The 13,820-nt window shown below is 37.8% G+C and carries 15 protein-coding genes and 1 tRNA gene; 5 read left to right on the top strand and 11 right to left on the bottom strand.

Annotation, left to right across the window (positions count from 1 at the left end; translation table 11 throughout):
* Nucleotides 1-301: 301 nt before the first annotated feature.
* Both A5816_RS01280 and A5816_RS01275 read left to right on the top strand, forming a co-directional pair.
* Nucleotides 302-1,942 carry a malolactic enzyme gene (locus tag A5816_RS01280; RefSeq protein ID WP_002295057.1) on the top strand — a complete coding sequence of 547 codons (1,641 nt, stop codon included), beginning with the start codon at nt 302-304 and terminating at the stop codon, nt 1,940-1,942.
* 153 nt (nt 1,943-2,095) lie between these two features.
* Nucleotides 2,096-3,418 carry a 2-hydroxycarboxylate transporter family protein gene (locus A5816_RS01275; protein ID WP_002308483.1) on the top strand — a complete coding sequence of 441 codons (1,323 nt, stop codon included), beginning with the start codon at nt 2,096-2,098 and terminating at the stop codon, nt 3,416-3,418.
* A gap of 60 nt (nt 3,419-3,478) precedes the next feature.
* Here the strand turns inward: A5816_RS01275 and A5816_RS01270 are convergent, their stop codons facing one another.
* The 7 genes from A5816_RS01270 to A5816_RS01235 form a co-directional block, all read right to left on the bottom strand.
* Entirely contained in the window at nt 3,479-3,913 is a 435-nt protein-coding gene (locus tag A5816_RS01270) for a GNAT family N-acetyltransferase (RefSeq protein WP_086310519.1), read from the bottom strand.
* A 63-nt stretch (nt 3,914-3,976) separates the two neighbouring features.
* A complete protein-coding gene (locus A5816_RS01265) occupies nt 3,977-4,813 on the bottom strand; it encodes a sulfite exporter TauE/SafE family protein (protein ID WP_086310518.1) in 837 nt (278 codons plus the stop codon).
* Nucleotides 4,814-5,627: 814 nt separating this feature from the next.
* Nucleotides 5,628-5,933, bottom strand: coding sequence for a DUF1292 domain-containing protein (locus A5816_RS01255; protein ID WP_002290887.1), 306 nt, complete (start codon nt 5,931-5,933; stop codon nt 5,628-5,630).
* Between the two features lie 25 nt (nt 5,934-5,958).
* Nucleotides 5,959-6,390 (bottom strand): Holliday junction resolvase RuvX, encoded by a 432-nt coding sequence (ruvX, locus tag A5816_RS01250; RefSeq protein ID WP_002320247.1) that lies wholly within the window; start codon nt 6,388-6,390, stop codon nt 5,959-5,961.
* Nucleotides 6,387-6,653 (bottom strand): IreB family regulatory phosphoprotein, encoded by a 267-nt coding sequence (locus A5816_RS01245; protein ID WP_002290885.1) that lies wholly within the window; start codon nt 6,651-6,653, stop codon nt 6,387-6,389. The genes ruvX and A5816_RS01245 overlap by 4 nt, the downstream gene beginning before the upstream one ends.
* A gap of 253 nt (nt 6,654-6,906) precedes the next feature.
* A complete protein-coding gene (locus A5816_RS01240) occupies nt 6,907-7,632 on the bottom strand; it encodes a DNA/RNA non-specific endonuclease (RefSeq protein ID WP_002373657.1) in 726 nt (241 codons plus the stop codon).
* A gap of 362 nt (nt 7,633-7,994) precedes the next feature.
* Nucleotides 7,995-8,065 (bottom strand) — tRNA-Gly (locus tag A5816_RS01235).
* A 116-nt stretch (nt 8,066-8,181) separates the two neighbouring features.
* Between A5816_RS01235 and A5816_RS01230 the strand changes: the two genes are divergently transcribed.
* Entirely contained in the window at nt 8,182-8,934 is a 753-nt protein-coding gene (locus tag A5816_RS01230; RefSeq protein WP_002308449.1) for a threonine/serine exporter family protein, read from the top strand.
* Nucleotides 8,935-8,949: 15 nt separating this feature from the next.
* A complete protein-coding gene (locus A5816_RS01225) occupies nt 8,950-9,429 on the top strand; it encodes a threonine/serine exporter family protein (RefSeq protein WP_002373654.1) in 480 nt (159 codons plus the stop codon).
* Nucleotides 9,430-9,689: 260 nt separating this feature from the next.
* Here A5816_RS01225 and A5816_RS01220 read toward each other — a convergent pair whose 3' ends face one another.
* From A5816_RS01220 to A5816_RS01210, 3 genes are all read right to left on the bottom strand, one after another.
* Nucleotides 9,690-10,466, bottom strand: a complete 777-nt coding sequence (locus tag A5816_RS01220) for a LytTR family DNA-binding domain-containing protein (protein ID WP_038398478.1) — start codon at nt 10,464-10,466, stop codon at nt 9,690-9,692.
* 264 nt (nt 10,467-10,730) lie between these two features.
* Nucleotides 10,731-11,573 (bottom strand): TIGR03943 family protein, encoded by an 843-nt coding sequence (locus tag A5816_RS01215; protein WP_010732081.1) that lies wholly within the window; start codon nt 11,571-11,573, stop codon nt 10,731-10,733.
* Between the two features lie 10 nt (nt 11,574-11,583).
* Entirely contained in the window at nt 11,584-12,513 is a 930-nt protein-coding gene (locus A5816_RS01210) for a permease (RefSeq protein WP_002320243.1), read from the bottom strand.
* Between the two features lie 192 nt (nt 12,514-12,705).
* On the opposite strand from A5816_RS01210, the gene A5816_RS01205 reads away from it, so the two are divergent.
* Entirely contained in the window at nt 12,706-13,059 is a 354-nt protein-coding gene (locus A5816_RS01205) for a thioredoxin family protein (RefSeq protein WP_002320242.1), read from the top strand.
* A gap of 73 nt (nt 13,060-13,132) precedes the next feature.
* Here A5816_RS01205 and A5816_RS01200 read toward each other — a convergent pair whose 3' ends face one another.
* Nucleotides 13,133-13,789, bottom strand: coding sequence for a redox-sensing transcriptional repressor Rex (locus A5816_RS01200; RefSeq protein WP_002287746.1), 657 nt, complete (start codon nt 13,787-13,789; stop codon nt 13,133-13,135).
* Between the last annotated feature and the right edge of the window lie 31 nt (nt 13,790-13,820).

The following is a 13,820-nucleotide window of genomic DNA, read 5'->3' as shown; positions in this document are numbered from 1 at the left end:
TTATGTATTTTTTATCACCTGACGTAAGTGAATTTTATCGTCACGATCACGTGATTTATTCTTCAGAGATTCTATTTATCTATCTAACATATCCTTTATTCTTCTACTTTTCTTTAGCATATAAGAGATACGCATAGTAATCAAGCAAGGATTGTTGATATAAAAAGAACAAATACCGCTATTTTGATTTCTTGTGACTCTATTACTCATATAAATAAAATTTATTATACCTGCTCTTTTTGACTATATCCTCATCTGACTCCTATACTTCGTTTGTATTAAAACTTAGGAGGAATCATTCATGCTTACAGGGCTAAACTTATTAAATAATCCTTTTCTAAATAAAGGAACAGCTTTTACAAAAGAAGAACGGGCAAAATACGGAATCACTGGTATGCTTCCAAGTACTGTCCAAACATTGGAACAACAATCTGTCCAAGCTTACGGTCAATACTTAAGCAAACAGACCGATTTGGAAAAACGTATCTTCTTAATGAATCTATTCAATACAAACCGGACATTGTTTTATAAATTGATGGGCGAACATTTAGTTGAATTCATGCCTGTCGTTTATGATCCTGTCGTTGCGGATTCAATCGAACAATACAACGAAATTTTCTTGAAACCACAAGATGCTGCATTTCTTTCAATCGACGAACCAGAAAACATCAAAGCAAGTTTGAAAAACGCAGCAGATGGACGCGACATTCGTTTGATCGTTGTGACAGATGCAGAAGGAATCTTAGGTATGGGTGACTGGGGTGTGAACGGTGTTGACATCGCTATCGGTAAATTGATGGTCTATACTGCTGCGGCTGGTATCAATCCTGCACAGGTCTTACCTGTATCGATCGACGCTGGTACTAATAACGAAGAATTATTGAATAATCCATTATACTTAGGGAATCGTCATGCTCGTGTAGAAGGCGAAACTTACTACGAATTCATCGATCAATTCGTTCAATCAGCTACTGAATTATTCCCAGAATTGTTATTACATTGGGAAGATTTTGGACGAGGAAATGCTGCAACGATCTTAGAAAAATACGAAGATAAAATCACTACTTTCAATGATGATATCCAAGGCACAGGAATCGTTGTACTAGCTGGTGTATTAGGTGGATTGAATATATCAGGTGAGCAATTGAAAGATCAAACAATCTTGACATTCGGTGCTGGTACTGCTGGTGTAGGTATCGCAAACATCCTTTTAGATGAAATGATCCGTCAAGGTGTACCTGAAGAAGAAGCACGCCAACATTTCTATCAAGTAGATAAACAAGGTTTATTGTTTGAAGATACAAAAGGATTGACTCCTGGTCAAATCCCATTTGCTCGTAAACGCTCAGAATTCACTAATGCTGATGAATTGACAAACTTAGAAGCAGTTGTAAAAGCAATCCATCCAACAATCATGATTGGTACTTCTACCCAACCTGGAGCATTCACTGAAGAAATCGTGAAAGAAATGGCGGCTCATACCCCACGTCCAATCATCATGCCTTTGTCTAATCCAACAAAATTGGCAGAAGCAAAAGCAAAAGATTTGATTGAATGGACGGACGGAAAAGCTTTAGTTGGAACAGGTATCCCTGCTGCTGATGTGGAATATAACGGTGTAACTTACCAAATCGGTCAAGCAAATAATGCGTTGATGTACCCAGGATTAGGGCTTGGTTTGATTGCTTCAACAGCTACACGAGTAAATGCTGAAATCATTTCTCAAGCTAGTCGAGCATTAGGCGGAATCGTTGATGTAACAAAACCAGGAGCAGCTATCTTGCCTCCAGTAGCAAAAATCACTGAATTCTCTCAAACGATTGCTGAAACTGTCGCAAAATCAGTTGTTGCACAAAAATTGAATCGTGAAGAAATTACGGATATCAAAGAAGCAGTTGAATCTGCTAAATGGGTTCCTGAATATAAATCTTTAGAAGATTAAGATTGTTATAGTAAAAGAACATACAGAAACTTTGTATGACGTCTAAAAAGAAAAAAGCGACTGCGGCAAAACAGCAGCCAGCCAACTACTGCTCTTTTGCCGCTTCTCTTTGGCTTTTTTCATACGATACAGAATAAGAAAGGATCTGTAAAAATGGCACAAAAAACAACAACTGCAACTGCAGTTGAGGAAAAGAAAAAAGAAGGATTTTGGTCAACAAAAATTACCGGCGTAAGTTTGCCCCTTTATTTGATCATGGTTCTTGTCCTGATCATTGCAATGGCTTTAGGAAAATTACCGACGAATATGATTGGCCCAATCGCTGTTTTGGTCATTTTCGGTAATTTATTTCATTTTATCGGGACAAAAATCCCTATCGTCAAAAGTTATTTAGGTGGTGGCTCCGTCTTTGCGATTTTTGCCTCTGCTGCGATTGCTACATTTGGGATCTTACCTGAGTATGTAGTGAAATCCACAGAAAACTTTGTCAGCAATATGGGCTTTTTAGACTTTTATATTGCTGCCTTGATTACTGGTAGCATCCTTGGTATGAACCGTAATCTATTGATGAAAGCTTCTGTTCGTTTTATTCCTGTTGCACTTATTTCAATGGTCGTCTCCTTTTTTGCCGTAGGACTCGTAGGTATGCTTATCGGAAATGGTTTTGCAAATTCCGTTTTATATATCTCATTGCCCGCAATGGCTGGTGGTGTTGGAGCCGGAGCCGTACCTTTATCAACGATTTATGCAAATGTTTTAGGTACGGACGCTTCTTCTATCATTTCCCGCCTGATTCCTGCTACAGCAATGACAAATGTCCTAGCTATTATTGGTGCAGCGTTAGTTGCTCGTGCGGGACAATCAATGCCAAAATTCAACGGTAATGGTAAATTAATGGAAAAAGGCGACCTTGGCGATGGAAAACCTAGAAATGTAAAACCTTCCATTCCACAATTAGGTGTTGGTTTGATGGTATCATTGACTTTCTTCATCTTAGGACAAATCGGTAACTATTTTGTTCCTAAAGTCCATGCGTACGCATTCATGATCATTATCGTTGTTATCTGTAAAATCGCAAACCTTTTACCAGAATATTACGAAGATGCAGCTATCATGTTCAACAACTTGATTGTCAAAAACTTGACAGCAGCTGTTCTTGCCGGTATCGGTATTGCGTTATTGAATCTGAATGTATTGGCTTCTGCTTTGACATGGCAATTTGTTGTCTTATGTTTGACAAGTGTTATCGCGATTTCAGTGGTTTCAGGATTTGTCGGTCGTTTGTTTGGTTTATATCCAATCGAATCAACTATTACTGCTGGCTTATGCAACAACTCGATGGGTGGTACAGGAAATGTAGCTGTCTTATCTGCAGCTAATCGGATGGAACTTATTGCTTTCGCTCAAATGGGCAATCGGCTTGGTGGTGCCATCGTTTTGATCATCTCAGGTTTCTTGATGCAATTACTTTCTTAGTCAAAAAAATACCTGATCATCAAGTATCGGCTTGATGACCAGGTATTTTTTGATAAAAATTTACAGGATTTTCAAAAATCTTTTTTGCATTTTATCGGAATGATAACCGATGTGTTCATAAAATCGGTGTGCTTCTACTCTGTATTCTGCAGAATTAAGTCTTATTGCTGATATTCCTCGTTTTTTCGCTTCTTCTTCTACGCCAGTCATCAAGGCCTTTCCGATTCCTCTTTTTTCAGCATGTTTAGACACAGCAAGTGCCATAATATTGAACATCGGATCGCTGAAAATCGATTCATAGGACTCCGCTTGTACATAGCCAGCTGCTTTTTTAGAAATAGGATCTTCATAAACCAAGAAAAAATTTTTTTCTGGCTCCTTCAACAGTTTCTTCATTTGTCTCACCGTAACAGTTAATGGTACATCATACCCTAATTGTTCCGCATTGATTTCTCGTAGTGCTTCTGCATCACCTAAACGCATTTCCCGCAACATCCAAATCACCAGCCAATTTCTATTTTTTTAAATGAATTTTTTTATCACAGTATACTCCTTTTTTCATTTAAAAAAAGACTTTTCAGTGATTTTGACTTGCTTGAATCCAGGTCCTTCTAATGTTTGCAAGATGACGAAAGCATTGTAAAGATTGATCAAAAGAACCACGATGACGATTGCTTGAAAAATAAAGGTCACTTTTTTTGAAGACAAAATCCTGCTAAATCTTGCTCCCCACAAACCTCCAATAATAGCAGCGGGGATAACATAAAACAACATAGATAAATCAAAGCGCATAAAGCTACTTGTTAAAGCAATCGTTACCAATTTTGCCAGTTGAGAAAAGAAAATCGTAGATAGAGAATATAGTGTTGCTTCTTTTATTGGCAATGCAAACATCAGCATCAACAAAGAAACATTGACTGGTCCGCCACCAATACCTAAAAAGCTAGCTAAAAAGCCCAGAACTACCCCACATATAAGGTACCAAGTCCATGACGTCAAATGAAATTTTGGCTGATGATGCTTGGTGTAGAAGAACGCAAAAACCAAGGTCAATACCGTCAAAAAAATTTGAATCAGCTGCACATGCTTCTCATTTTCAAATAACTGTAAAAAAACTTCGAATACAATGTTGCCGACTACTCCTCCAACAACAGCTCCACTAGATACCCAACCGACAATCTGCCAATTCAGTGATTTCCCGCTTGATACTTGTCGCACAGTCGAAACAATGGACATCGTGAATACTGCAACTGTTGAGTAAAAAGAAATCCCTGCAACAGAATGGGCACCGATAAGGTCAAGAATCGGTTTGATCAACACGCCTCCACCCATCCCGGAAATAGCGCCGACTGTGTTCGCCAGAACGATCACCATAAAATAAATCAGACCAATCATCTTTTATTTCCTTTCTCTTGTTTATCTCTTTTGGCGATTTTTACTCTTTTCTTTTATTATACAGTAAAAGAAACAAACGAGGCTTCGAAAGCTTTTCTACTTTTTAAGGAAATGTAGTGCTAAACGAAAAGAGGTTGTGAAAAAGCTGTCCTGCATCAAGTAATAAGAACAGCCAAACAAAAATAGCTCCTCCTATTTTTTGTTTGGTTGGACTTATTACCGCAGATGCAAGCTTTTGAACACCGTTTAAAGAAGAGGTTGTGAAAAAGCCGCTTAGTTTCGAGTATTAAGAAAAATTTTGTGAAAATGGCTTTCCACATTTTTGCATAAATTTAGCTTAATACCGAGAAACTGGCTTTTGAACACCGTTTATACCAAGAGGTCGTGAGCCTGCCGTTCAGCTCCGAGTCACAAGGAACAATTTCAAAAAACAGCTTCTCATGTTTGTTGAATATTGTGACTTGTGACCGAGGAGTTGGCAGGAGAACACCGTTTAAGGAAGAGACTGTGAAATCAACGTTTTGACCTGAGTATTAGAGAAAAAAACGGAAAAATAGCTCCTCATATTTTGCCGTTTTTTGAGCTAATGCCGAGGGTCAGCTGATTGAACACCGTTTAAGGAAGAGACTGTGAAATCAACGTTTTGACCTGATTATTAGAGAAACAAATGGCAAAATAGTTCTTCATATTTCGCCGTTTTTCGAGCGAATGCCGAGGGGCAGCTGATTGAGCATCGTTTATTTGGAAAAAGGGATTGTGACAAGACGTTTGTCACAATCCCTTTTTTTATATCTTATTAATTCATTCTTTCGTTCTATTCTTCTTCTTCCGCCATGAATGTATTGAATACTTCTTCGATCATATCCCATTCTGCGTCTGTTTCGATTTGTTCTAACTCGCCTTCTGTTCCATCTTCGTTTTCGATGTATGCATAAGCTTGTAATTCTACATCTTCATCTTCTGAAACACCAGCTGGATATAAAAGAACATAGTTACGTCCAAATTCTTCTTGTCCGTCAACTGTTAGCAAGATTTCGTATAATGTTTCATTTCCTTGGTCGTCCACCAATGTAATGTGTTCGTGTCCTTCGTGGTCGTGGGAATGGTTATGTTCTGTCATAAGATTACCTCTTTTCTTTTTATTATTAAAATAATTGCTTACCTGAGCCGTCTAAATAATTTTGTAAAATCATCACAGCTGCTAATTTATCGATGACTTTTTTTCGTTTCGCTCTTGAAGTATTTGCCTGCTCTACTAGCATACGTTCTGCCTGAACAGTGGTTAGTCGTTCATCTTGATAATCAACCGGCAAGGAGAATAGTTCTTTGATCTTCTCTCCATATAACATGGAAGCTTCTGCCCTTGGTCCGATGGAATTGTTCATATTCTTAGGTAATCCAACTACAAAACGGTCTACTTCGTACTGCGCCACTAATTCCTTCAACCGATCAAAGCCAAACTCTTCTTCTGCTTCATTGATTCGAATGATTTCTACTCCTTGAGCTGTCCAGCCAAAGGGGTCGCTCACAGCAACGCCTACTGTCTTAGAACCGACATCCAAGCCCATTACTCTCATAAATTCACTCCATGATTTGAGAGGTAGTCTTTGACAATTACTTCCATGATTTCATCGCGTTCGTGACGGCGAATCAAATTTCGTGCATCACGATAACGAGGAATGTAGGCCGGGTCTCCAGAAAGCAAGTAGCCGACAATCTGATTGATTGGATTGTAGCCTTTTTCTTCCAAAGCCCGATAAACAATCGCTAATGTTTCGCTCACTTCTTTTTTGCGACTATCGTCAAAACCAAAACGTACGGTTTCATCTGTAAAACCCATGATTCTACACCTCTTTCCCGCAAGGTAATTCCAGCTTACCTTCTACACCCTTATTTTACTCGAAGAAAGGGAAAACTACAAACAAATATTCCAAACTTCTGAATAAATTAAGAAACACGATTTGTCTGATTTTTCCTTTTTTCTGTGGCTTTTTCAAAAGCCCTCTTTTCATAAAGTATACGCTATATTTCTTTGAAAGTATGTTTTTACACAATTTTTTCATAAAGTTCATAAAAAATTCGAATTGCTGCTACTAATTTTTCGTTTTCGTTGCTTGCCCTGTCTCATAATTGATGGTGTAGCCATCTTGAACATTGTAGATAAAGACATTAAATTCAATTTTTTTGTCTTCAATGCTTTCTGCTTCCAACTGCACACCTCTTGCTACCAGTTCATTTCCCTCGAAATGAGGAGTGACACGATAGCGTACATGATGATTTGTTTCCTTGATATATGCCGCAATATCATTTTCATGGACAAGCATATACGGAGCATTCAACGAACGCGTCCCTGTCATTAAGTTTTTAATGTTATTATTTTGACCAGTCAACTGGAAACCAATCAAATGGCTGCGGTTGTATAACCATTGTCCGTCACTTAATTTCTTTTGTTTCCAACCTGTCGGATCAATATACAAAGGTTCTCTCTTTTCAGTAGGAAACAAGTCTTTTCCCAACATCGCATTGGCTTGTCCTACTCTGTTCAATTTGTCTATATTTGAATAGCTTTCCCATGTCCCTTTGGAAAGACTAAGGTCCTCTTTTGTAAACTCCGGCTGATTCCCATTGATTTCTATTTCTTGATGTTTTCCATCATATTCTGGCACATCCGCTACTTGAGAAGCTTGCGGTGTGGAATCAAAAATGGTTGTAATTTGTTGGAAGATATCTGAATCTTTTTGTGTGGTGGAAATACCGAGTGCCCCTGCAATCACAGCAGCGACGATCCCCACAATCGCCTTGGTTGTTTTTTTGCTCATTTCTTTACTCCTTTACTAACAGCTCCCTAAATCTTAACATATGTTCCCCTATAAATAAATACTGGAAAGAAATAGAAACAGTAAAAAAATAAAACCAGTTTTTAGACGGCTTAAAAACACAAAAAAGAGACGGATTCCTCGTCTCTACTCAATCACAAAACACTATTTACAAGATATTTATTATCAATCAAAAAATTTTTCTTACTACTCAAAACTAAACGGCTTCTGTACGACCTCTTGGCAAACGGTGTTCAAAAGTTTGCATCTGCGTAATAAGTCCAACCAAGTCAAAAACATAAGAAGCTTTTTGCTTGGTTGTTCTTATTTCTTGATGCAGGGCAGCTTTTTCACAACCACTTTTAAGCGGGTGACGGGAATCGAACCCGCGACATCAGCTTGGGAAGCTGGGATTTTACCACTAAACTACACCCGCGGCACAAAAACAGTATACGCCTCTTTCACTCCTTCCTCAAGTTTTTTTATTCTTTACGCTTCCGATATGTTTTGTAGTAAAATAAAACTAATCAATCAATTATTGGAGAAGATGCTATGACGGGAAAAGAATTAGATCTGCTGCTAGACACTTGTCTACTCGCTGGGAAAATCATGATGGAAAGCAATGCAGAGATGTATCGGGTAGAAGATACGATGAGTCGAATTGCTTTAGCTTCTGGAAATTTCCGTTTGGTCAGCTATGTCACGCAGACTGGTCTCTTTATTGGTCTTGATCGTACCTCGACCATTCGAATGGAACAAATTACCAACCGTTCGATCAATTTAGAAAAAGTAGTAAAAGTGAATGATCTTTCACGTAAGTATGTTGCTTCAGAACTAACATTAGAAGAACTTTACAGTGAATTGCAGGCAATCGACCGAGACCGTTCGTTCTTTCCTGTCTGGTTGCAGATCGTTAGTGCGGCAGTTATCAGCGGAACGATCATGGTGTTATTCGGCGGAAAGATGACCGATTTGCCTGTGACTTTAGTTATTGGTGGATGGGGATACGCAGTTTATCTGTATAGTTTGAAATTTTTTAGAATCAAATTTTTATCGGAATTTTTATCTTCTTTATTGATTGGCATAGCTGCTATCTACAGTGTTCGTTTTGGCTTAGGAAGCAATCAGGATTTAATTATCATCGGATGTGTGATGCCTTTGGTTCCTGGGGTTCAAATTACGAATGCTATCCGTGATTTGCTAGCTGGCCATTATGTGTCAGGGGTTTCTCGCGGAACAGAAGCGATGATGACTGCTACGATGATTGGTTTTGCGATTGCTTTTATTTTCCAGCTTTTTTATTAAGAAAGGAGCACGAGTATGGGCACGATGTTTATTCAATTTTCTTTTAGTTTTTTAGCGACTGCGGCATTTGCCATTGTTACAAATGTCCCTAGGCGTTCATTGGTTTGTTGTGGTCTTTCTGGTGCTTTCGGCTGGATGATCTACTGGATCTGTGTTCAAATGGGCGGATCTGCTGCTTTCGGGTCATTGCTTGGCTCTTTAGGAGTCGCATTCATCAGTGATCTTTTCTCTAAACGTTTGAGAATGCCTGTAACGATTTTCAATATCCCTGGGATGGTTCCTTTAGTCCCTGGTGGTTTGGCTTATCAAGCGGTTCGGAATCTCGTTACTGAATCCTATCAAGAAGCGGCTCATTATGCGGTCCAAGCAATCATGATAGCTGGTGCAATTGCTTTAGGTCTCGTATTATCGGAAGTCTTTAACCATAACATCCGCAACTTCAAAGTAAAGCGTGATGCAATCATGTTGAAGCGAAAAAAACGGCTTTTTAAATAAACGAAATGTAACAAAAAAAGGTTGTGACAGAAGTGATTAGCTTCACGAAATAAGACAGGATTCACGAAAATGGTTTCTTAAATTTTTGTGAATCCCATCTTATTTTTAGAAGAAGCTACTTCTGGAACACTGTTTAGTAGAAGTGGTGAAATCAGCATCTTGGTCCGAGTATTAGAGAAACAAAATGGAAAAAGGAACTTGCATGATTAAATTAAGTCTGTTTACTAAAAAGTTAGATATGATCCTTTATTTTTAATTTTTTAAAATGATTCATTCCCTATCTTTTCTTGAATAAATTTCTTTAGTTTATCAATACTTCTCTTACCCATCTCTAACTGTTCTCCATTCGTAAACGTTACTACTTCATTTACTCGGCTAATAGATGCAACGTTTTCAGTATTAATGATGTAGGCTTTTAAATCTTTACATAAATACTCATATTCCAGTGTTTTTTTATATTTTTTTATTGTGCCGTTTACGAGAGCCTCTTCGTCTTTCAATACCAAGCCTATTTTATTTTTATAACCTGGCATACTCATTAGATAAAGGATCTCATCATAATGGATATAATGATCGCTATTGCCATAACGAACAGACGTCCACTTTTTTTTGTTTGCTTGTTGAACAGGCTCGTTCTCTTTTTCTTTCAATAAGTAACTTTGGATGTTTTTTTTATTTTTTTCATAAGTGAATTCTTTTATCAAATAACCGCTAGGCGTAATATTTCGGTTAATAACAGCTATTGCTTTATTCGGATGAGAGGTCAAATAAACAATTTTACACTTCGCGTTCTTTTCTCTAAGCATTTCTCCTAGTTCAATCCCGCTGTAATAAGCGTTCAAATCGATATCAAGAAAAAAAATATCCGATGAACGAATGTCATTGTTTTTGACAAATTCAACAAACTGCATGACGTTCAATCCCTTGATTATCTCGAAATTCCAAGGAATCAGTAAATTTCTGGATTCTTCTAAAATATCTTCTATCATTTTTTCAAAAACCAAACTGTCATCCAAAATAAATATACGTGTTATCATACAAAGTACCTCCACTTGATATTTTACTATTTAAATTATTGCATACCATTTTTCTAAATACATTTTAGGAATAAATTGTAATTCTCTTCACAATCTTTTCCAACACCTTTGAAACCGCCATCAACTACATTCAGTATGCAACTTCTAAAATAAATATCATTTTACAAAACATATCAAATAGCCAAATATCTCATACAAAAAAAGCCAGACAACCGACGTCCTTACACGTCAACTGTCTGAGCTATGTTCATTTATTTTTTTCTTTTAAAAAGAACGATACACATACTGATTTTTCGGAGCAGAGACTTTCTCAGCGTTTGTCACAACTACAGATGGAATTTCACGCTTGAATGGTTGATAATAGTCCGATTGGATGGTTCCTTCTATTTTATACCACTCATCATTTTTAACCGTTACTCCTTCAGGCATATGTGTTAACAATCCAAAGACTCCTGAATCTGCCACACAATGGATAATACCGAATCGGAACAAGAAGACATCTGCATTGCTATCGTTCGGTGTTTGGTAAACAAATCCTTCGTAGCTGATTTTTTTGCCAATGAATTCGCTAGGGTAATTATAGATTAGCTCCATGACTTCTAAATAATTTTCATCTGTGATCTCGATAGTCTGCTTATCCCCATACTTCTCTTTCAGTTCATTCATTTGGTCTAAGTAGTCTGATTTGTTGAAATAAATACTTGTATCCGGCTTTAGGTATTGTGTCTGCATTTCCGGATCCCCTACCGATTCTTTGCTTACCGGAAAATTAAATCCTTTGGCTTCTACGATCGTAGTGTCCAGACTAACTGTTGGAAACAACGTACCAACGATCACTGGCAAAGCAAGCAGTACATAGGCGATTCCACGTTGATAAGGTTTCGATAACCCATGGTCGTGATCATGATTATGCTCGTGCGTCTCTTCCTCTGCTTTTCCGTTTTTGACCCACAAATACAGCTGAACTAAAGCCAAAAGAGCAGATAAAATCATCGAAAGAATAGCTAAATAACGATAGTGGACATTGATATATTGATCAAGTTTGCCAGAAACTTGCAAATACATCATCAATTCGAAATAGCCAGATAAAATCAAAAACCGCAGCATACTTTTCCTCCTAGATAAATAATGTGAATCCAACAACGCTAAGGGCAATCAGTCCGATCAGCGATAAAATAAAACGTCCTGTAAAATATCGTTTCATCATCAATAGATTTTTGATATCGACCATCGGACCAAAGACCAAAAAGGCAGCTACAGGTGCTGTGCCGAACAGACTTAACAAAGAAGACCCGATAAACGCATCTGCTTCTGAACAAAGAGACATCGTAAAAGCTAATAACAGCATGATAATGATGGCTAAAATCTTTGTTGAGCCGAGCGTTAGCATCACTCTAGTTGGTAAATAAGTCTGCATCGCAGCTGCGATTAACCCACCAATGATCAAATAACGACCTGTATCAAAAAATTCATCGATTGAATGTGTCAACACATGCCCCGTTTGATGGATCAGCCGATTTTTTGGTTCATTCTTATCACTGTGTTCTTCTTCATGGACATGATGGTGGTGATCTTCTGCTACTTTAGAGGAGATTTTTTCTTTCAATACAGCGTCTTTTTGAAAATAGGCAAGCCAGACACCAATCACAAGGGCAACAAAAAAGCTGCCTATCACCCGCCAGCTTGCCATCTGCCAAGAATTGCCAAATGCGATAAACGTGGAAAAAATCACGATGGGATTAATGATTGGCGCTGTCAGCATAAAAGCAAATGCTGTGTGGACCGGCACGCCTTTTTTTACAAACTGATGAACGATTGGTACGATGCCGCATTCACATGAAGGAAAGAAAAATCCTAAGATCGAACCAGTAAAAATAGAGAATATACGATTTTCAGGAAGCCATCGCTTCACACGTTCTGGGGTCAAAAATACTTGTAAGGCGCCTGAGATAAGACAACCTAATAGTACAAAGGGCAATGCTTCGATAACGATCGATAAGAAAATCGTACTCATCTGCAAAACCGAATTGGGAATAAAAGAAAACATGAGTTTCCTCCTTTTCATTTCTAGTTCATTCGCTTTGCAAATATACGCTTTTATTCAAAAAAAAACAAGTTGCTCTGTAAATTTTTACACAACTCTTATTTTTTATCAAAGCACTTCAATTGACTTTTTCTATTATTCCCATTAAATTAAGGTCTCGTACATATCACTTCTATCACAAAAGGGAGAATGAAAATGAAACAAACCACTAACTTGACTGAAGTTCAAGACATACTGCAACAATCATCCGTTGCCATCGTTTATCTTTCGATGCCTAATTGCAGTGTTTGTCACGCTGTTCGTCCACGATTGGAGGAGCTGCTCACCCATTATGATATTCCGGCACTTCATTTGGATGCATTCGAAACACCAGAAGTAGCTAGCAGATTTGAAGTATTGACTGCGCCAGTTGTTCTGATTTTTCATCAAGGCAAAGAGGTCTTTCGGCAAGCGCGGTTCATCGACTTTAAAAAAATCCGGTATTTACTAGATGAACTGACAGCAGAAGATGACTCTCTTTCTTATGAAGAAATCTTTCGAACAGAATAATCATTATCCAAACAGAAAAAAGCGATTGAACAAGTGAAAGTTTTGCCTTCATTTGTTCAATCGCTTTTTATTTTTATTCTGCTGTATTTTCGGAATGCGCATTTGCGTCAGAATGCAAGAAATAGATTAAGGTTTGCAATTCATTCGTCAAATCAACATTTTGGATCAATACATCTGACGGAGCATTCAATCGAGCAGCGGTAAAGTTCAAGATTCCTTTGATTCCTGCTTCCGTTAACTGATTGACTACTTCTTGTGCTCTTTCAGCGGGAATCGTTAAAATCGCTACTTCGATTTGCTGGATCTTGATTTGTTCCGACATATCTTCCATTGGATAAACGGGGATACCGTCTACGATGCGTCCAACGATTTCCTCATTCACATCAAAAGCACAACTGATACGTATGCTATTACTTTGATGGAATTTATATTTTAGTAAAGCACTTCCCAAGTTCCCTACACCAATCAGCGCAACATTTGTCAATTGATCATCATTTAATGTCTTCGCAAAAAAGTGCATAAGATCTTCTACATCATACCCATACCCACGTTTTCCTAATTCGCCAAAATAAGAAAAATCTCGACGGATCGTTGCACTATCTACTTGAACGGCTTCACTTAATTCAGTTGAAGACACTTTTTTCTTTCCAGCATTATTTAAAATCCTTAAATAACGATAATACAAAGGCAGTCTTTTTGCTGTCGCCTTTGGAATAATATGATCTTTCACGAAATGACCTCCACGTATTGTCTAATTACAT

Origin of the sequence: Enterococcus sp. 3G1_DIV0629 (assembly GCF_002141285.1) — a bacterium.
Classification (GTDB): Bacteria; Bacillota; Bacilli; order Lactobacillales; family Enterococcaceae; genus Enterococcus_B; species Enterococcus_B lactis.
Note: the sequence above shows the minus strand (reverse complement) of the source record. Positions and strands in the feature narration are given on the sequence as shown.